Here is a 17,097-nt window from a genome sequence, read left to right as displayed (position 1 = left end):
CCGCGCGCGAGGGCTTATGCGACGATTGCAAAACGGATTGATGACAGGCGAGCCTTTTCCACCAGAGGGACGTTCCCTTGCGCCGGGGCGGCGATAGGCTGCGCCGACTCTCAATCGCCCGGAGCCCCGATGTTCGACGCCCCCTTCGAGACCGCCCCCGCGCCTGAAGCTCCGGTCTCGGAAGTCGTCGTCACCGGCGCCCGCCTGCCGCCGTCGGCGGGGGAGGGCGCTTTCGCCATCACCAGCCTGGCCGATCCGGCCTGGGCCCGCTCGACGCGGCTCGACGAGCAGCTGGCGCGCGCGCCTGGCGTGTCGCTGTTTCGCCGCACCTCCAGCCTGGCGGCCAATCCGACCACGCAGGGCCTGTCGCTGCGGGCCATCGCGCCGTCGGGCGCCGGGCGGGCGCTGGTCACGCTGGACGGCGTGCCGCAGAACGACCCGTTCGGCGGCTGGGTGATCTGGAGCGGCCTGCCGTCCGAGGCCATCCAGGACGTGCGCATCGTACGCGGCGCCGGGGCACAGGCCTATGGCGCGGGCGCCCTGACCGGCGTCGTAGCCCTGACGGGACGCGACGGCGGCGCTCCTGTGCTGGAGGCCGGCGCCGAGGCTGGCGGCCATGGCTATCGCCGCGCGGCGGTCAACGCCGGCAGCGGCGGCTTCCTGGCCAGCGCGACGGCCGAGCGCTCCGACGGCTGGACGCCGGTGCGGGCGGGGCGCGGCGCGGCCGACGAGCCGCTGGCCCTAGACGCCTGGTCGGCGGCCCTGCGCTACGACGCCCGGCTTTCGAGCGGTCCGGCCATGGCCGCCCGGGTGGCGGTCTATGACGAGAACCGCCGCTCGGGCCTCGTCGGCGCCGACTCCCGCTCGCGCGGCGCGCAAGGCAGCCTGACCTTCGCGCAAGCCCCCGCAGAGGGGCGCAACGGCTGGCGCCTGCAGGCCTGGACCCTGGTCAGCGACCTGCAGAACCGCTCTGTCGCCGTCGGCGCGGAGCGGGCCTTCACGACCCCGGCCAACGACCAGTTCGAGACGCCGGCCCATGGCTACGGTTTCAACGCCGCCCTGCGCGGCGTGCGCGGGCCGCTGGAATGGGAGATTGGCGCCGACCTGCGCGCCGCCGAAGGCGAGACCCACGAGCGTTTCCGCTACATGAGCGGCCAGTTCACCCGCCTGCGCGAGGCGGGCGGCCGGACCACGACCCTGGGGGGCTATGCCGACGCCAGCTGGACCGCCGGCCCGTGGCTGGTCACCGGCGACCTTCGCCTCGACCACTGGCGGGCCTTCGACGCTCGCCGCCGCGAATACGACCTTCAGACCGGCGCGGCGACCCTCGACGAGACGCCGGCCGGGCGCTCGGCCACCACGCCCACTGGCCGCATCGGCCTGCGGCGCGACCTTGGCCCGGCCTTCGTGCGCACCGCGGCCTATGCGGGCTTTCGTCCGCCCAGCCTCAACGAGCTGCACCGGCCGTTCCGTGTCGGCAACGACGTCACCGAGGCCAACGCCGCCCTCAAGCCCGAGCGCCTCTACGGCGTCGAGGCCGGGGCGGGGCTGGAAGGGCAGGGGGCGAGCCTCGCCGCCACCCTGTTCCTCAACCGGCTCGAGGATCCGGTGGCCAATGTCACGATCGGCCAGGGGCCGGCGACCTTCCCGACGGCCGGCTTCATCCCCGCCGGCGGCGTGCTGCGCCAGCGCCAGAACGTCGGCCGCATCGACGCGGTCGGGCTCGAGCTGGAAGGCCGCGCCAGCCTCGGCGAACGCCTGATGCTGACTGGCGCGGTGATGGCCACCGACGCCGAGGTCGACGGCGGCTCGCAGGCGCCGCAGCTGACCGGCAAGCGCCCGGCCCAGGCGCCGCGCGTCGCCGCTTCGGCCGGCCTGGAATGGCGCGCCAGCCAGGGCCTGGACCTGTTTTTCGCCGCCCGCCATGAGGGCGCGCGCTTCGACGACGATCTCAACACCCGCCGGCTGGCGGCGGCCACGACCCTTAATCTCTCGGCCCGCTACGCGCTCAATCCCTCGACCCGCCTGGAGCTCGACCTGCGCAACGCGCTGGACGCCGACGTCGCCACCGGCCGGACCGGCGACGGCGTCACCAGCTACGACGCGCCGCGCAGCCTGAGGGTGGGGATCACCTACGTCCGATGACGTAGGGGTAAAAAGAAAAACAAATTTATTTATTCTATTGACGGCGAGCCGGGGCCCGTGGTCACCTCCGTGTCAAGCCAGCCGCCCGCGCCACCAAGGACGCGGCGCAGGACTTGGGGAGGCAAACATGACTTTCGGGCACGGCCCCGGCGCGCTTTCGCGTCCACGAACCGCTTTCTTCCCCGCCTGATCGACTGAGGCCCTCGTCGCCTCGCGGTCCGCCGGTTCACCCGCGCCTTTCCCAAGATTCCTGCAAGCGGGAGCCAAGGGACCGGCGGACCGTCCTTCTCTTCACCTCATTTCCAGCGTGAACCCATGAAGCGCCTCGTCTCGACCCTGGCGGCCGTGTCCCTGATGGCGACCGCCGCTCCGGCCCTGGCCGACGATCCGCCGCCGCCTCTGCCCGACAACGGCCTGGCCCGCACGCCGCCGATGGGCTGGAACAGCTGGAACAAGTTCGGCTGCAACGTCGACGAGACCCTTATCAAGCGCATGGCCGACGCCATGGTCGCCTCGGGCATGAAGGACGCCGGCTACGACTACGTCGTCATCGACGACTGCTGGCACGGCGAGCGCGACGCTCGCGGGGACATCCAGCCCGATCCCAAGCGCTTTCCCAGCGGCATGAAGGCGCTGGGCGACTACATCCATTCCAAGGGCCTGAAGTTCGGCATCTATTCCGACGCGGGCCTGAAGACCTGCGCCGGCCGTCCGGGCAGCCGCGGCTACGAATACCAGGACGCCCGCCAGTACGCGGCCTGGGGCGTCGACTACCTGAAGTACGACTGGTGCATGGCCGGTACGCAGGACGCGCCGTCGTCCTACTACATCATGTCGGCCGCCCTGCAGGCGTCGGGCCGGGATATCGTGTTCTCGATCTGCGAGTGGGGCAATTCCAAGCCCTGGACCTGGGGGGCGTCGGTCGGGAACCTCTGGCGCACCACGGGCGACATCTACGACGCCTGGGAAGGCGTGAAGGGCTACAGCCTGGGCGTCATGAACATACTCGACAAGCAGGTCGAGCTCTATCCGTTCGCCAGGCCCGGCCACTGGAACGATCCGGACATGCTGGAAGTCGGCAACGGCGGCATGACCACCGAAGAATACCGCGCGCACTTCAGCCTGTGGGCCATGCTGGCCGCGCCGCTGATCGCCGGCAACGACATCGGTCACATGGACGCCGACACCAAGGCCATCCTGACCAACAGGGAAGTCATCGCCGTCGACCAGGATCCGCTCGGCGCCCAGGCGCGGCGCGTGTCCAAGCAGGGCGATCTGGAGGTCTGGGCGCGGCCCCTCAAGGGCGGCGGCCGGGCCGTCGCGCTGCTGAACCGCGGGCAGGCGCCGGCGACGATCCGCGTGGACTGGGCGATGCTGGACTACCCCGAAACCCTGCCGGCCAAGGTCCGCGACCTTTGGGCGGGCAAAGACCTGGGCGTCCGCAAGGGCGGGCACGCGGCCCAGGTGGCGCCGCACGGCGTCGTCATGCTCAAGGTCGCGCCCTGACTTGTAGTATGAATAAATAAAAAGTCTTTTTTTATTCTGGCGCGGTTTGCGGACGCAAGGTAAGCCTCTGGCCGCTGGAGGTTGCGGCGTCCGGTAAGGACGCGTGCGGCGAGGGAGTTTCGGGTGATCCAGATCGGGGTCGATTTCGGCGGAACCAAGATCGAGGCGGCGGCCCTGTCGCCCGAGGGGCGCGTGCTCTCGACGCTCCGCGCCGCCACGCCCGGCGACTACGAAGCGGCGTTGAAGGTGGTGCGCGATCTGGTGGACCGCACCGAGCAGACCGTCGGCGGCAAGGGAACGGTGGGCGTGGGTGCGCCGGGCTCGGTCTCGCCGCGCACCGGCCTGATCCGCAACGCCAACACCACCTACCTAAACGGCCGCCGGTTCCGGGAAGACCTGGAGGCCGCTTTGGATCGGCCCATCCGCCTGGCCAACGACGCCAACTGCCTGGCCTTGTCCGAGTCCGTCGACGGCGCGGCCGCCGGGGCGCGGGTGACCTTCGCGGTCATCATCGGCACCGGCTGCGGCGGCGGTCTCGCGATCGACGGCAAGCTGGTCGAAGGGGGCAACGGCGTGGCCGGCGAGTGGGGCCACGTGCCTCTGCCCTGGCCCAAGGCCGAGGAGAGCCCGGGTCCGCAATGCTGGTGCGGGCGGCACGGCTGCCTGGAGACCTGGATCTCGGGCACGGGCTTCCGTCGCGATTTCCGCGAACACGGCGGCGGCGACCTCAGCGGCGCGGCCATCGTCGAGGCCGCCGTCGCGGGCGATCCCGTCGCCCAGGGCGCGCTCGACCGCTATCTCGACCGACTGGCCCGCGGGCTGGGCGTGATCGCCGACATCGTCGACCCCGACGTCTTCGTGCTGGGCGGCGGCATGTCGAACGTCGAACTGCTGTACGAACGCCTTCCGGCGCTGGTCGCGCCGCACGTCTTCACCGACAACTGGGAGAGCCGCATCGTCAAGGCCCGCTGGGGCGACTCCTCCGGCGTGCGTGGGGCCGCGCGCCTGTGGAGCCAGGCCGATTGGGCCGGCGATGTCGCTGCCTGACGCGAGCTGAACCCATGGGGCTGGCGCGCTTGCTCATCGTCGCCGTCCTGACAGCGCTGGCGGGCGCCGCCGTCGCCGATCCCATCCGCGTCTCGACGACCGCCGGGACGCTGGTCGGCGAGACGCGGGCCGACGCCAGCCAGGCCTTCCTCGGCGTTCCTTTCGCCCGGCCGCCGGTCGGTGAGCTACGCTGGAAGCCGCCTCAAGCCGTCGCTGTATGGAGCGGCGAGCGGCCCGCCAGGGCGTCGGGGCCTGCCTGCCTGCAGACCTCGCGGGGCTGGAACGCGGCGGACGCGGCGCGCTCCAGCGAAGACTGCCTCTACCTGGACATCCGCGCGCCCAGGCATGCGCCGGGGGCGCGGCTGCCGGTCATGGTCTGGATCCACGGCGGGGCCAACCATGCCGGCTCCGGCGCGGGCACGGTGGAATCGAGCCTGGTCGACCAGGGCGTCGTGCTGGTCAGCGTGCAGTACCGGCTGGGCGTCTTCGGCTTCCTGTCGCACCCGGAACTGACGAGCGAGCAGGGCGGGGCGTCCGGCAACTACGCCCTGATGGACATCATCGCCGCCCTCAAGTGGGTGCGCGAGAACGTCGCCGGGTTCGGCGGGGATCCCGACAACGTCACCCTGTTTGGCCATTCCGCCGGCGGCCAGGACGTGAGCCTCGTCATGCTGTCGCCACAGGGGCGAAGCCTGGCCGCCCGGGGGATCCTGCAGAGCGGCATGCCGGGCTTCGGCTTTCCGGCGAGATCCCTGAAGCAGAACGAGGCGATCGGAGAGGATCTGGCGCGTCGCGTCGGAGCCGGGGCGCTGGCCGATCTTCGGCGGACCTCCGGCGACGACTTGCTGAAAGCCGCCGAGGCCCTGACAGCGCCGATCGACGACCAGGGCTTCATCTGGACGCAGGCCGTCGTCGACGGCGGCGTGCTGCCCAAGGCGCCGGAGGCGTTGCTGGCCGATCCTGGCGTGAAGCCGATGATCGTCGGCTCCAGCGCCCGCGAGATCGCCCTGTTCGGCGGCGAGCCGCAGCGCGCCCAGGCCTGGATCGCCGAGGCCTTCAAGGCGCGCGCGCCGCAGGTGCTGGCGGCCTATGGCCTGGATCGTGATCCGCGGCCCCCCGTGGATCCCGTGCGAGGGGACGCGGTGCTGCGACTGGCGACCGACCGAATGTTCCGCTGCCCGGCCGAGACGACGGCGCGCCTGCGCCAGAAAGCCGGCGGCAAGGTCTGGCGCTACGAGCTGGAGGTTCCCGCACCCAGGCAGACATCCGTGGGTCACGGTTCGGAGCTTCCTTACGTCTTCGATCGGCCGGGCGAGGGGCGTCCGCCGTTGCAGGCCTACTGGGCGGCTTTTGCGCGCACCGGCGAGCCGAACGGACCCGGATTGCCGCCCTGGCCGGCCGAGAGCGGCGCGGGCGAACGGCTCGTCTTCGCCGCAGCCGGACCACGGGCGGAGCGGGGCCAAGAACCCGACTGCCGGTTCCACACCCGACCTTAGATCATCAGCAACAAGCGGCGACCAAGCCGCGCGCGGAGGAAACGATGAGGATGAAGAGCCGCTCGAAATCCGTCCTGGTCGCCGGCTGCGCCCTGGCCCTGCTGGCGCCGCTGACGGCGTCCGCCCAAGGCTGGGGACCCTACAACGCCGATTTCCCGGCCGGCGGCGACGGCCTGTCGCGACCTTTGGCCGGCGCCGCGGCGGACCAGACCCTGCCGGCCGGCGCGCCCTGGTCGCTGTCGGGCTGGATCAGGGTCTCGGAGGTGCAGTCAGGCCAGGCGTTGGCGGCCGGGATCGGCGACGTCGCCAGCGGACGCTTCCTGGCGGTCGGACCCGACGGTTTCGCCGTCGTGACCTCGGGAACCCAGATCAAGGGCGGCGATGCGCCTCGTCCCGGCGACTGGCGTTTCGTCGCCGCCGTTTCGGACGGCGCCAAGGTCACGCTCTATGTCGACGGCAAGGCGCAGGCCCAGGGCGCCGCGCCCGCCGCCGCGACGCCGGCCATGGTCGCGCTGGGACCGCGCAAGGCCGCCGGGTTCGCGCCGTTCACCGGACAGGTCGCCGGCTTCCGCGCCGAGGCTCGCGCGCTCTCGGAGAATGAGGTTCGGGCCCTCGCCGCCCGCAAGCTCGATCCATTGACCGTGTTCGAGACCGGCAGCCCGACCTGGCCGGTGCAGGTGCGCCAGCAGGCCGGTCAGGTGACGCCGCAGGAAGCCTGGACGCGCCCGCAAGGGAAGGGGGCGATATCGGCTCCGGTCGCCAAGCCCGCCTATGCGGGCCCGGCCCTGGTCGAGGCCGGCCCCGGCGCCTGGACGCTGAAGCGCTGGAGCCTGGTCGAAGCTCCCAAGGCGCCGGAAAGCGGCGCGGCGATCTCGTCGGCTGGTTTCGACGCCAAGGGCTGGTACGCCGCCACGGTGCCCGGCACGGTCCTGACCACCCTGGTCGATCGCGGCGTCTATCCCGACCCCGACTACGGCCTCAACAACACCGCCATCCCGGAGAGCCTGAACAGGCAGGCCTATTGGTACCGGACGACCTTCGATGCGCCCGCCGCCGTCGCCGGCAAGCGCCCGCGCCTGACCTTCAAGGGCGTGAACTACGCCGCCGAGGTGTGGCTGAACGGTACGAGGCTGGGCGACATGAAGGGCGCCTTCGTGCGCGGCCGCTTCGACGTGGCGGGCAAGCTCAAGCCGACCGGCAACGTGCTGGCCGTGAAGGTCTCGCCGCCGCCGCATCCGGGGCTGGCGCACGAGGAGTCGCTGACCGCCGGCGTCGGCGAGAACGGCGGCATGATGGCCCTGGACGGCCCGACCTTCGTCGCCAGCGAGGGCTGGGACTGGATCCCCAGCGTCCGCGACCGCAACACCGGCCTCTGGCAGGACGTGGTGCTGGAGGCGTCGGGCGATGCGCGCCTGGGCGACCCGCAGGTGGTCACCACCTTGCCCCAAGTGGCTGGCAAGCCCGACAACAGCCTGGCCGACATCGAGATCCTCGCTCCGGTCGAGAACCTGTCGGACCGGGCGGTGCAGGCGGCGGTGACGGCGACCTTCGACCGTGTCTCCGCTTCCAAGACTGTTACCGTGCCGCCCGGCGCTTCGACCGTGCGCCTGACGCCGGCCGAGTTTCCGCAACTGGCGGTGGCCAACCCCAGGCTCTGGTGGCCCAACGGCTATGGCGAGCAGGCCTTGCACGACCTGACCCTGACCGCCTCGGTCGACGGCCAGGTCTCGGACGAGAAGCGCCTGCGGTTCGGCATCCGCCAGGTGACCTACGAGCTCTCGCTGATGAACCCGACCGGCCATCTGCGCCGGGTCGAGGTCGATTTCAGCAAGGCCCGGCAGCTTGGCCAGGACGTCACCGACGGCAGCCACGAGGGCATCCGCAAGGTGGTGGACGGCTGGGCGACCTCGTTGACGGCGCAGGGCGAGACCTCGTCGGCGGTGCGCGACGTACCCGAGACGGGCCTCTCGCCGCATCTGGTGTTGAAGGTCAACGGCGTGAAGATCGCCGCGCGCGGCGGCAACTGGGGCACGGACGACTGGCGCAAGCGCATCGAGCGCGAGCGGCTGGAACCCTATTTCCGCCTGCACAAGGAGGCGGGGCTCAACACCATCCGCAACTGGGTGGGCCAGAATACCGAGGAGCCGTTCTACGACCTCGCCGACGAGTACGGCCTGCTGGTGCTCAACGATTTCTGGGCCTCGACCCAGGACTACCAGCTCGAGCCCCAGGACGTGCCGCTGTTCCTGGACAACGCCGCCGACGTCATCAAGCGCTACCGCAACCACCCCTCGATCGTGCTGTGGTTCGGGCGCAACGAGGGCGTGCCGCATCCGATCCTCAACGAGGGCCTGGAGGCGCTGGTCCACGACCTGGACGGCACGCGCTGGTACACCGGCAGCTCCAACCGGGTGAACCTGCAGAACAGCGGGCCTTACAACTACCGTGAGCCGGAGACCTATTTCACCGAGCACGCCAAGGGCTTCTCGGTCGAGGTCGGCACGCCGTCGTTCCCGACGCTGGAGGCGTTCTCGGCCGCCGTGCCAGCGCCCGATCGCTGGCCGATCAGCGACACGTGGGCCTATCACGACTGGCACCCCACCGGTAACGGCGCGACCAAGACCTTCACCGACGCCATGGCCGCCAAGCTGGGCGCGCCCACCAGCCTCGAAGACTTCGAGCGCAAGGCCCAGCTGATGAACTACGAGACGCACCGGGCGATCTTCGAGGGCATGAACCAGGAGCTCTGGACCAGGTCGTCGGGACGCTTGCTCTGGATGACCCAGCCGGCCTGGCCCTCGACCATGTGGCAGATCCTCAGCCATGACTACGACACCCACGGCGCCTTCTACGGAACCAAGGCCGCCGCCGAGCCCGTCCACGCGCAGATGAGCCTGGCCGACCACGCCCTGGCGGTGGTCAACAACACGACCGCGCCCATCGCTGGCGCCAGGTTGCGGACACGGGTGCTCGACCTGTCGGGCAAGGTGCTGTCCGACCAGACCGACACGGTGGACGTCGCCGCCAACGCTGTCGCGCCCGGCCGCACGCTCGACCTTGGCCTGAAGAGCGGGGAGGCGGCCGTGGTCCGCCTCGACCTTGCGGCCCCAGACGGCGTGGTGGTGTCGCGAAACCTATACTGGGTCGGGGCCGACGACGCCGGCGAGCGACGGCTGTCGCAGATGGCGGCCCAGCCCGTGACGGTGTCGGCCAGATCCGGAAGGGTCAAGAAGGGCGAGGCCGTGGTCGCCGTCACCCTGGTAAACAAGGGCGCCGCGCCCGCCCTGAACACCAAGCTGACGCTGGTCGACGCCAAGGGAGGCCGCATCCTGCCGGCCTACTATTCCGACAACTATGTCTCGCTGCTGCCGGGCGAGGCGCGGACGGTGGAGGTCCGCTACCCGGCCGGGGCAGGGAAAGGCGCGAAGGTCGCCCTGCGCGGCTGGAACGTGACGCCCAGCGTGGCGACGGTGCGCTAGGGGCGGCCTAGCCTTCGCCGCGCAACTGCTTGTTCAGCGCCACGCTGGCCTCCATGCGGGCCAGCTGTTCGGGCGTGGCGGGGGCCTGGTGCCTTGTCTTCCACTCGGACTGGGGCATGCCGTAGATCGCCTCGCGGGCGGCGTTCTTGTCGAGCGCGCCGTCCGAGGCCTCCTCGACCCAGTCGGCCAGGCAGTTGCGGCAGAAGCCGGCCAGGCCCATCAGGTCGACGTTCTGGGCGTCGGTGCGCATGCGCAGGTGCTCGACCAGGCGGCGGAAGGCGGCGGCGGCGAGGCGGTCGTCGATCTCGACGGTCATGGTCTTCAGGTCTTCTGCAGGGCCGCCCGCGAAGGCAGCAGGCGTTCGATGATCGGAAGGATGGCCGCGCCCATGGCCGGCGCGTCGGCGGCCAGGGCCGCGCGCTGAACCGGAGCGAGGGCGGGTACGCCGGGCACGCCGGCGAGCTTGGTTTCGAGAGCGGCCGCCAGGCGGTCGACCAGGCTCTCGGGCAGGCGGCCGCCGATGTAGACGGCCTGCGGATTGATCAGGCAGCTGATCGCAACGGTCGGCCCGGTCAGCAGGTCGGCGGCCAGGTCGATCCAGGCCTCGACGGCCTCCAGGCCCTTCTGGGGCAGCGTTTCCAGGTCGCCGGGGGCGGCGATGGAGAAGCCGTTGTTCTCGAGGAACTGGGCCAGGGCCGACAGCGAGACCGCCTCCTGCAGGGTGGCCACGTCGATGCGCGGCGATGTCACCGGCAGGAAGCCCAGCTCGCCGCTACGGCCCTGGGCCCCGCGGAAGTACTCGCCCTCGACCACCAGGCCGCCGCCCAGGCCCGAGGTGACCAGCACGTAGAAGAAGCTGGGCGCGTTCATGCCGTGGCCAAAGTGCAGTTCGCCCAGCGCCGCGGCGGCGGCGTCGTTCTCGACGGTCACCGGCAGGTCGTGGCGGCGCGACAGCAGCTGGCGCACGTCGGTGGTGTTCCAGGCGCCGTATTCGGCCGGGCGATGGGGCAGGTCGACCCGGGCCATGTCGTCGGGCATGGCTACGCCGACGCCGATGATCCGCTCGGCCTCGACGCCCTTGGTCTTGAGGAAGGCCTTCCAGTTGGTCTCGAAGAACTCCGCCACCGCGTCGGGGCCGGCGAAGGCCACTTCCCAGGTCGAGCGCGCCCGCACCTGGCCGGCGAAGTCGAGCAGCAGGATGGTGACGTGGTCGCGGTCGATGTTGAGGCCGATCGAGAAGCAGCCGTCGGGATTGACCGCCAGGGTCATGGCCGGTTGGCCGCGACCGCCGTGCAGCTTGCCGGCCTCGACGATCAGCCCGTCGTCCAGCAGGCGCTTGGTGATGTTGGTGATGGCCGGCACGGTCAGGCCGGTCAGGGCCGCGATCTCGGGTTTCGTCTTGGCCCCGCCGATGCGGATCGACTGCAGCGTGACCCGCTGGTTGTAGTCGCCGGCCCGCTCCAGATTCGTGCCGGACAGGCTCGGACCGGCTTGCGAGGTCTTGCGGGCGGGGCTTTTGGGCGACTGGCTCATCTGTGCTCTGGCTTAGCACCTGCGGCGTGGCGCGCGAAAGGTCGGTGGCCAATGCGGCGCTGAATGAAATAAAGAAAATTGTTTTCTTTTATGCCTTGCGCGCGGCCAACGCCATCGCCAGGGTCGCCTTCCTGCGCAGGGAGGCAGTGATGGGGATGCATGCCGTGCGGACTTGGGCCGGAAGCCTTGGGCTCGCGTTCGCCCTGCTCGCCACGCCCGCCTTCGCCGGCTTCTCGGTGCATGACGGCCGCCTGATCGACGCCTGCGGCGATGTCTTCGTCATGCGCGGGGTCAACCTGCCTCACGCCTGGAAGCCGCGCGCCACGGGCAAGGCTATTCGCGAAACGGCGAAGCTGGGGTCCAACACCGTCCGGGTCGTTCTGAGCGACGGAACACGCTGGCGGCGCACCTCGCCGCACGCGGTGCGCAGGATCATCGCCCGGGCTCGCCGCGCGGGGCAGGTGGTGATCCTCGAGGTGCACGACACCACAGGCTATGGCCTGGAGCCGAAGGCGGCGCACATCGGCGCTGCGCTGGCCTATTGGACCAAGCTCGAACCCGTCCTGCGCGGCCAGGAAGACTACGTCCTCGTCAACATCGGCAACGAGCCCACGGCGGGGACGGCCACGCCGCAGCAGTGGCTGGAGGCCCATCGCACGGCGATCGTCGCCCTGCGCGCCCTGGGCCTGCGCCACACCCTGGTGATCGACGCCCACGACTACGGACAGGACAGTTCGGGAACCATGCGTGACCGGGCCGCCGAGTTGTTCGCCGTCGATCCGCTGCGCAATCTCGTCTTCGACGTCCACATGTACGAGGTCTATGGCGAGGCGCAGGCCGTCGAAAGCTACCTGCGCGCCTTCGAGGCCGCGCGCCTGCCGTTGATCGTCGGCGAGTTCGGACCGGACCATCGCGGCCAGGCGGTCGACGAGGAGGCGATCTTTCATCTCTCCGGCGCCATGGGCGTGGGCTATCTGGGCTGGTCGTGGTCGGGCAACGCGCCCGAGGTCGCCGACCTCGATCTCGTCGAGCGCTTCGACGGGCGGCGGCTGACGCCGTGGGGCAGGCGTTTCTTCGACGGGGCGGGCGGTGTGCGCGAGACCAGCCGGCGCTCGCGCGTCTTCTCCGGCTGCCGCTAGCTGCGCTTGGCGGCGGCGGACTCGGCCAGCACGCGCGACAGGATGGTCAGCAACTCCCTGGCCGCGCCTTCGTCCAGATCGCCTAGGATGCCTCGCGCCGGCGGCGGCAGGTGCTCGTTGGCGTCGCCTTCGGTGCGGAAGACGTAGTGGTCGAACATCGCTTTCCAGGCCTGGCGGTGGGCCGGGGGCAGGGCGCGCAGGGTCAGCATGGCGTGCATGAAGGCGTCGCGCGCCAGGCCCCGTCCCTGGTTGGGCGGGTTCCACCAGTAGTTCACCAGCATGTTGACCGTCTCCAGCGAGCGGACGTGGTGCCACCACAGGTACGGCACGTAGATCGCATCGCCCGGCTCCAGTTCCGCGGTCTGGGCGACCTCCAGGGCCTGGGAAAAACGGGGGAACGTCTCGAGGTCGGGGTCCTCGAACGAGACCAGGCTGATGGTCGCCCCGGCCGGCGTGCGCTCGAACGGACCCATGTAGAGGTTCTCCACCTGGTCGGGCGGGAACAGGGTGAAGCGGCGGCGGCCGGCGACCACGCAGGCGATGTTCTCGAACGGGTCGTGGTGGGCGGCGACGATGACGCGATTGCCGATCCAGGCGCGCGGTTCGACCTCGGGGTCGAGCAGGGGCAGGGGGTTTTCCTCGGCGAAGCCGGGCAGGGCGTTCCAGGTCGGCACGGACTGGGCGGCCAGCGCCGTCTGCTCGGCGTCGTCGGCGTGCTGCGCCAGGAAGTCGAAGGTCTTCCGCAGCCGGGCCCGTCCGCCCCGGAAGTTCATGTTCGCGAGGTCGTCGGCATAGAAGAACCGCCCGCCGGCCTCGGCTGGGGCGAAGACGGTGGCGACGGACTGGCCGGCGTCGAACCGCGACAGATAGTCGAACAGCGAAGCATGGCCAGCCCCGCCCGCCGCGACCACGGGCCAATGGGATACGAGACCGCGGATCACGACAGGCTCGGCGGCGGCCGTCAGGGCGCTCAGCGCCTCTGGAGAGGTCGCCGTGGATTCGCGGATTTCCTTCACCGGCTTGCCTCCCCTCGAAGGTCGTCACCCTTCGAACGGGGCGTACTGGAGGGTGATTGTGTCCGTCAGGCAACAGCGGTTGGCAAGGCTCAAAGATTAAACAAAATATTTTTATAAAATGCTGGCGTACCGGCGTTTGCTACGGTTATGAAACATCAAGCGCCCGCGTCGAGACGGGCGCGACGGGAGGAAGCGCGACGCCAGGACGCTTGGCCAAGCCTTCCCGCACAAACGGCGGCACGACCGCTCATCTCCGGGCGAAAGCCCCGGACACTTGAAGGGCTGCGTGAGCGAGCGCGGCCTTGGGAGGGGACGACTATGAGAACCACGCGAATCCGCATGTCCGGATGGATGGGCTGCGCTTCGGTCGCGGCCCTGCTGAGCGCGGCGCCGGCGCTGGCGCAGGAGACGGTGTCGACCGCTCCGGCCGCCTCGCAGGCCTCGCCGTCGGACGTGATCGCCGACAATCAGGTCGAGACGGTGATCGTCACGGGCCAGCGCGCGGCGCTGAAGTCGGCCCAGCAGATCAAGCGCAGCGCCGACACCATCGTCGACTCCATCACAGCCAGCGACATCGGTTCCTTCCCCGACAAGTCGGTCGCCGAGGCCCTGCAGCGCGTACCGGGCGTCACCGTCAACCGCTACGCCTCGACCAGCGACACCACCCACTTCTCGGCCGAGCCCTCAGGCGTGATCGTTCGCGGCCTGTCGCAGGTGCGCTCGGAGTTCAACGGTCGCGACACCTTCAGCGCCAACTCCTCGCGCGGCCTGTCGTGGGGCGACGTCTCGCCCGAGCTGATGGGCGGGGTCGACACCTACAAGAACCAGACCGCCGAACTGATCGAAGGCGGCATCGCCGGCACGGTCGACCTGAAGACCCGACTGCCGTTCGACAGCGCTGGCAGGGTGATCGGCATCACCACCTCGCTGAACTACGGCAACCTGTCCGAACAGGTGACGCCCGAGGTCTCGGCGATCTACGCCAACCGCTGGACGACCGAGATCGGCGAGTTCGGCCTGATGGTGAACGGCGCCCATTCGGAGCTGAACACCATCTCGGAAAGCTCGCAGTTCGGCCGCATGGGCATCTTCAAGGATGTGACCATGTTCGGCGGCGGCACCAAGTACATCCCGGCCTGGTACCGCCTGGCCCACACCGAGTTCGACCGCACCCGCAACGGCGTCGCCGCCGCCGGCCAGTGGCGCGACAACGACCAGAAGTTCCTGGCCACGGTGCAGTTCAACAAGTCGAGCTACGAGAACATCTGGCACGAGCGCTCGGTGCAGGGCAGCGCCTTCAGCCTCTACAACCGTGGTCCGCACTTCCAGATCACCAACGCCGACGCCAATACCTATGTGCTGCCCGCGCCTGGGACGACCTTCAAGTTCGACGACGAAGGCAATTTCGAGAGCGGGATCATGACCTCGCCGCTCGGCTGGGTCGGCAACACCACCTCGGCCAGCAACGACTGGGCCGGCTACCTGATCGGCCAGACCTCGACGGGCCAGCCGGTTATCGAGCCCTGCTACGGCTGGACCGGCCGCACCGACTGCGCGCCCGAGCAGCGCGGCGGCGAGCTGTCGGCGACCACCCGCTACAACTACAACAAGCAGACCACCCAGGACCTGGGCTTCAATCTGAAGTGGGATCCGACCGACCGCCTGCGCTTCAACTTCGACGTCCAGAAGGTGAAGGCCAAGCTGTCGAACTACGACGCCGACGTCGGCCTGGTGTCCTACGCCAACCTCAATATCGACGCGACGGGCGACCACCCCGTCATGACCGTGCTGCCGGGAACCAACATCAACTACGCCCCGGGCGGCCTGGCCAACCCGAACGCCTGGCGCTTCAACAACGTCAACAACCACCTGGAACGCAGCGAAGGCGACCAGTTCGCCGCGCGGATCGACGTGCAGTACGACCTGGGCGACGGTTGGCTGGACTCGCTGAAGGTCGGCGCGCGCCATGCCGACCGCGAACAGACGGTGCGTTGGAGCGTCTATAACTGGGGCGGCATCGCCAATGCCTGGGGCTGCGACCAGGGCGGCGGCGGCGTCAACAGCACCGACTATCTCTGGTACAACGTCGACCGCACCGCGCCGGCCGCCAACGTCAACGGCGACTGCGCCGCCGGCAATCCCACGACCACCTTCAGCGGCTGGGATCGCAACCTGCCGGACGTGCGCTCGTTCAACGACATCTTCGGCGGCGACGTGCTGAAGACCGGCATGCTGACCTTCGCCAGCATGGACTTCGTCAAGGACCTGGAGAAGTTCCAGAAGGCCTTCGGTTATTCGAACACCGGCGTCGGCTCCTCGCGCTGGGAGGCGGTCTGCTATCGCGCCGGCGAGACCAACTGCTTCCTGCCGCAGGAAATCACCGACGTCTCGGAGAAGACCAACGCCGCCTACTTCATGCTGAAGTTCGGCGGGCGCGACCACACGATCGGCGGCTTCGGGATCAGCGGCAACATCGGCCTGCGCTATGTCGAGACGTCCAACGAGAGCAGCGGCTCGCTCGTTCACGCCGACTTCGGCAAGACCGATCCTCGGGTCTGTCAGCCGCGCGGTCGTCCGATGGGGCCGGACGGTCTGCCGATCGCCGGCGCCTACGTGCCGCAGAGCCTGTGGTGCTACCTCTCGGCCGACGACAAGGCGTTCACCGATGGGCTGGCCTCGGCCAGCACCGTGCGCCAGAAGCACCACAACGTGCTGCCGAGCTTCAACCTGAAGATCGACCTCAATGACGAGTGGCAGCTGCGCCTGGCGGCGTCGCGCGCCATGTCGCGTCCCGACATCGGCTACCTGAAGAACTATGTTCAGGTGAACATGGCCGGGCCCGACATGAACAACGTCAATGACCCGCTGTGGGTCAAGGACAGCGCGGGCAACATCACCGGGGCCAACCTTCGCTACACGGCGGATTCCTACAACCCGTACCTGAAGCCGATGACGGCCGACCAGATCGACATCAGCCTCGAGCACTACTTCGCCGAGGTGGGGTCGTTCTCGCTGGCGGTCTTCTACAAGAAGTTCAACGACTACATCCAGTACGGCGGCTTCAACCAGGACGTCACGGTCAACGGCGTCACCCGCACGGTGCTGACGCGTGGTCCGGTCAATGGCGACGGGGCCAAGATCCGCGGCGCCGAAGCAGCCTACCAGCGCTACTTCGACTTCCTGCCCGCGCCGTTCGACGGCCTCGGGATCCAGGCCAACTTCACCTATGTCGAGAACAAGGGGATCACCAACAGCAACCTGAGCAACGCCTCGGGCGGCGGCGGCTCCAACACAAGCGGCGGCGGCCTCAGCCAGGCCGACGGGGCGGTACAGGTGGACTCGCTCGAAGGCCTCTCGAAGTACGCCTACAACCTCGTGGGCATGTACGAGAAAGGCCGCTGGGCGGTGCGGGCGGCCTACAACTGGCGCTCGAAGTACCTGCTGACCGCCATGGACTGCTGCCTGGCCTTCCCGATCTGGCAGGACGACGCCGGCTATCTCGACGCCTCGATCCGGTATCGCGCAAGCGACAACCTCGAGATCAGCCTGCAAGGCAGCAACCTGCTGAACACCGAGTCCGTGCTCAAGCAGCAGGTCAACGACGCGTCGGCCGGCGGTCTTCTGAAGGACAACGCCTGGAACCGCACCGACAAGCGTTACCTGTTGACGTTCCGCTTCAAGTACTGATCGATCTGGAGGAGGGGCGGGCCGTCGGTCCGCCCCTTCGTCACAAGAA

Annotated in this window: 10 protein-coding genes; 7 read left to right on the top strand and 3 right to left on the bottom strand. The window is 69.5% G+C overall.

What is annotated here, in order from left to right:
- Nucleotides 1-129: 129 nt before the first annotated feature.
- The 5 genes from V6S85_RS07915 to V6S85_RS07895 all read left to right on the top strand — a co-directional run bounded on the left by V6S85_RS07915 (nucleotide 130) and on the right by V6S85_RS07895 (nucleotide 9,673).
- Nucleotides 130-2,145, top strand: a complete 2,016-nt coding sequence (locus V6S85_RS07915) for a TonB-dependent receptor (protein ID WP_334348603.1) — start codon at nucleotides 130-132, stop codon at nucleotides 2,143-2,145.
- 315 nt (nucleotides 2,146-2,460) lie between these two features.
- Nucleotides 2,461-3,651 (top strand): glycoside hydrolase family 27 protein, encoded by a 1,191-nt coding sequence (locus V6S85_RS07910; protein WP_334348602.1) that lies wholly within the window; start codon nucleotides 2,461-2,463, stop codon nucleotides 3,649-3,651.
- A gap of 123 nt (nucleotides 3,652-3,774) precedes the next feature.
- Nucleotides 3,775-4,698 carry an ROK family protein gene (locus V6S85_RS07905; RefSeq protein ID WP_334348601.1) on the top strand — a complete coding sequence of 308 codons (924 nt, stop codon included), beginning with the start codon at nucleotides 3,775-3,777 and terminating at the stop codon, nucleotides 4,696-4,698.
- 14 nt (nucleotides 4,699-4,712) lie between these two features.
- Nucleotides 4,713-6,194: a carboxylesterase/lipase family protein gene (locus V6S85_RS07900; RefSeq protein WP_334348600.1), complete on the top strand. Its 1,482-nt coding sequence runs from the start codon at nucleotides 4,713-4,715 to the stop codon at nucleotides 6,192-6,194.
- 44 nt (nucleotides 6,195-6,238) lie between these two features.
- Nucleotides 6,239-9,673, top strand: a complete 3,435-nt coding sequence (locus V6S85_RS07895) for a glycosyl hydrolase 2 galactose-binding domain-containing protein (RefSeq protein ID WP_334348599.1) — start codon at nucleotides 6,239-6,241, stop codon at nucleotides 9,671-9,673.
- A gap of 7 nt (nucleotides 9,674-9,680) precedes the next feature.
- On the opposite strand, the gene V6S85_RS07890 is transcribed toward V6S85_RS07895, so the two are convergent.
- Both V6S85_RS07890 and V6S85_RS07885 read right to left on the bottom strand, forming a co-directional pair.
- On the bottom strand, nucleotides 9,681-9,989 hold the full coding sequence (locus V6S85_RS07890; protein ID WP_116565760.1) for a DUF1244 domain-containing protein: 309 nt from the start codon (nucleotides 9,987-9,989) through the stop codon (nucleotides 9,681-9,683).
- A gap of 5 nt (nucleotides 9,990-9,994) precedes the next feature.
- Nucleotides 9,995-11,206: an ROK family transcriptional regulator gene (locus V6S85_RS07885; protein ID WP_116565758.1), complete on the bottom strand. Its 1,212-nt coding sequence runs from the start codon at nucleotides 11,204-11,206 to the stop codon at nucleotides 9,995-9,997.
- Nucleotides 11,207-11,355: 149 nt separating this feature from the next.
- Here V6S85_RS07885 and V6S85_RS07880 point away from each other — a divergent pair, with 149 nt between their 5' ends.
- Nucleotides 11,356-12,345 (top strand): cellulase family glycosylhydrolase, encoded by a 990-nt coding sequence (locus tag V6S85_RS07880; RefSeq protein ID WP_334348598.1) that lies wholly within the window; start codon nucleotides 11,356-11,358, stop codon nucleotides 12,343-12,345.
- On the opposite strand, the gene V6S85_RS07875 is transcribed toward V6S85_RS07880, so the two are convergent.
- Nucleotides 12,342-13,361, bottom strand: coding sequence for a cupin-like domain-containing protein (locus V6S85_RS07875; protein WP_334348597.1), 1,020 nt, complete (start codon nucleotides 13,359-13,361; stop codon nucleotides 12,342-12,344). The genes V6S85_RS07880 and V6S85_RS07875 overlap by 4 nt on opposite strands.
- 339 nt (nucleotides 13,362-13,700) lie before the next feature.
- Here V6S85_RS07875 and V6S85_RS07870 point away from each other — a divergent pair, with 339 nt between their 5' ends.
- Nucleotides 13,701-17,048, top strand: coding sequence for a TonB-dependent receptor (locus tag V6S85_RS07870; RefSeq protein ID WP_334348596.1), 3,348 nt, complete (start codon nucleotides 13,701-13,703; stop codon nucleotides 17,046-17,048).
- The last annotated feature ends 49 nt before the right edge of the window (nucleotides 17,049-17,097 follow it).

Origin of the sequence: Caulobacter sp. CCNWLW153, from assembly GCF_036889365.1 — a bacterium.
GTDB classification, from domain to species: domain Bacteria; phylum Pseudomonadota; class Alphaproteobacteria; order Caulobacterales; family Caulobacteraceae; genus Caulobacter; species Caulobacter radicis.
This window is presented reverse-complemented; position numbering and strand designations above follow the sequence as displayed.

Excerpts from the sequence above, each read along its gene's own strand:
- V6S85_RS07895 (WP_334348599.1), top strand. The coding sequence starts at position 6,239 with ATGAGGATGAAGAGCCGCTCGAAATCCGTCCTGGTCGCCGGCTGCGCC.
- V6S85_RS07880 (WP_334348598.1), top strand. The coding sequence starts at position 11,356 with ATGGGGATGCATGCCGTGCGGACTTGGGCCGGAAGCCTTGGGCTCGCG.
- V6S85_RS07870 (WP_334348596.1), top strand. The coding sequence starts at position 13,701 with ATGTCCGGATGGATGGGCTGCGCTTCGGTCGCGGCCCTGCTGAGCGCG.
- V6S85_RS07890 (WP_116565760.1), bottom strand. The coding sequence starts at position 9,989 with ATGACCGTCGAGATCGACGACCGCCTCGCCGCCGCCGCCTTCCGCCGC.
- V6S85_RS07910 (WP_334348602.1), top strand. The coding sequence starts at position 2,461 with ATGAAGCGCCTCGTCTCGACCCTGGCGGCCGTGTCCCTGATGGCGACC.
- V6S85_RS07885 (WP_116565758.1), bottom strand. The coding sequence starts at position 11,206 with ATGAGCCAGTCGCCCAAAAGCCCCGCCCGCAAGACCTCGCAAGCCGGT.
- V6S85_RS07900 (WP_334348600.1), top strand. The coding sequence starts at position 4,713 with ATGGGGCTGGCGCGCTTGCTCATCGTCGCCGTCCTGACAGCGCTGGCG.
- V6S85_RS07915 (WP_334348603.1), top strand. The coding sequence starts at position 130 with ATGTTCGACGCCCCCTTCGAGACCGCCCCCGCGCCTGAAGCTCCGGTC.